The sequence below is a fragment of the Rhodococcus sp. R1101 genome (genome assembly GCF_000278445.1).
GTDB lineage: Bacteria > Actinomycetota > Actinomycetes > Mycobacteriales > Mycobacteriaceae > Rhodococcus > Rhodococcus gordoniae.
In genome coordinates, this window is sequence record NZ_AJVB01000655.1 from 1 (window position 1) to 1,749 (window position 1,749).

Here is a 1,749-nt window from a genome sequence, read left to right on the forward strand (position 1 = left end):
CCACGGCGCGTCCGGTGTGCGGGTCGCGGTGCCGGTCGCGCGGGTGGTCGCGAACGCGAGGAGACCGGACACTGCGGTGGCGTTGACGATCTCCCCGCCCAGCACCATCGACACGGCCTGGTCGACGGGGACGCGGCGGACCTCGAGATCGGCCTCCTCGTGCTCCGGATCCGGCCGGTCGACCTCGCTCAGGCCGCGGGCGGCGAAGACGCGGACGGCTTCGTCGGTGAATCCGGGTGAGAGCGCGATGTCGACGAGGAGCTCCCAGTCGGCGGCGGCCAGACCGGTCTCCTCGGCCAGTTCGCGGCGGGCGGCGTCGAGGGGATCCTCCCCGGGTGCGTCGAGCAGCCCGGCGGGAAGTTCCCACAGGCGCCGGCCGAGCGGATGCCGGTACTGGTGTACGAGCACCACCCGGTCCTGCTCGTCGACGGCCACGACCGCCACCGCGCCGTGATGTTCGACCACTTCACGTTCGGCGGTGTGCCCGTCGGGCATCGCCACGTCGTCGACGCGCAGCGACACGATGGCGCCCGTGTAGATCCGCCGGCTCGCCAGGGTGCGGAAGTCGTGTCGCTGCGCCATGTCGACTACTCGGCGTCGCCGGCGGCGGACGTCGACGCGGCCGTGGCGGTTTCCTCGGCAGCGGTGTTCTCACCGTGGATGTCGACCGGGAGCCGCTCGGCCGCCTTGTACTGCAGTGCTGCGGCGACGAGGCCGGAGAACAGCGGGTGCGGGCGGGTGGGCCGGCTCTTGAGCTCCGGGTGCGCCTGGGTGGCGACGAAGAACGGATGCGTGGCGGCCGGGTACTCGACGAACTCGACGAGACGCCCGTCCGGGGAGGTCCCGGAGAACACCAGACCGGACTTGGCGATCTTGTCGCGGTAGGCGTTGTTGACCTCGTAGCGGTGCCGGTGCCGCTCGGAGACCTGCTCGCTGCCGTAGGCCTTGGCGACGACCGAGCCCTTCTTCAGCACGGCGGGATAGGCACCGAGACGCATGGTGCCGCCGAGATCGGCCTCGCCCGCGACCGCCTGTTCCTGGTCGGCCATCGTGGAGATGACCGGGGCGGTGGTGTCGGGATCGAACTCGGTGGACGACGCGTCGTCGATGCCCACCGAGCGGGCGGCCTCGATGACGACGCACTGCAGACCCAGGCACAGGCCGAGCAGCGGGATCTTGCGGGTACGCGCGAAGCGGATCGCGCCGAGCTTGCCCTCGATGCCGCGGATACCGAAACCGCCGGGGATCAGCACCGCGTCGACGTCGCCGAGATGCTTCTCGGCGCCGGCCTCGGTTTCGCACTCGTCGGAGGCGACCCAGCGAATCTTGACCTTCGCTCGGTGCGCGAAACCGCCGGCGCGCAACGCCTCGGTGACCGACAGGTAGGCGTCGGGCAGGTCGATGTACTTGCCGACGAGAGCGACGTCGACGGTCTCGCGGGGGTTGTGGACCCGCTCGAGCAGGTTGCCCCATACCGTCCAGTCGACGTCGCGGAAGGGCAGGCCGAGCTGACGCACGACGTAGGCGTCGAGACCTTCGCTGTGCAGCACCTTCGGGATGTCGTAGATGCTCGGCGCGTCGGGGCAGGAGATGCAGCCGGCAACGTCGACGTCGCACATCAGCGAGATCTTGGCCTTGAGCGAGGCCGGAACGTCGCGGTCGCAGCGCAGCACGAGGGCGTCGGGCTGGATGCCGATGTTGCGCAGCGCGGCCACCGAGTGCTGGGTGGGCTTGGTCTTCAGCTCACCG

2 protein-coding genes are annotated in these 1,749 nt (G+C 70.5%); both read right to left on the bottom strand.

Going from position 1 to position 1,749, the window contains the following annotated elements; translation table 11 throughout:
* A partial coding sequence (locus R1101_RS0122855) for an NUDIX domain-containing protein (RefSeq protein WP_016935522.1) occupies positions 1 to 582 on the bottom strand: 582 nt, incomplete at its 3' end.
* Between the two features lie 5 nt (positions 583 to 587).
* On the bottom strand, positions 588 to 1,749 hold a 1,162-nt coding region (locus R1101_RS28305), incomplete at its 5' end, for a CTP synthase (protein WP_016935523.1).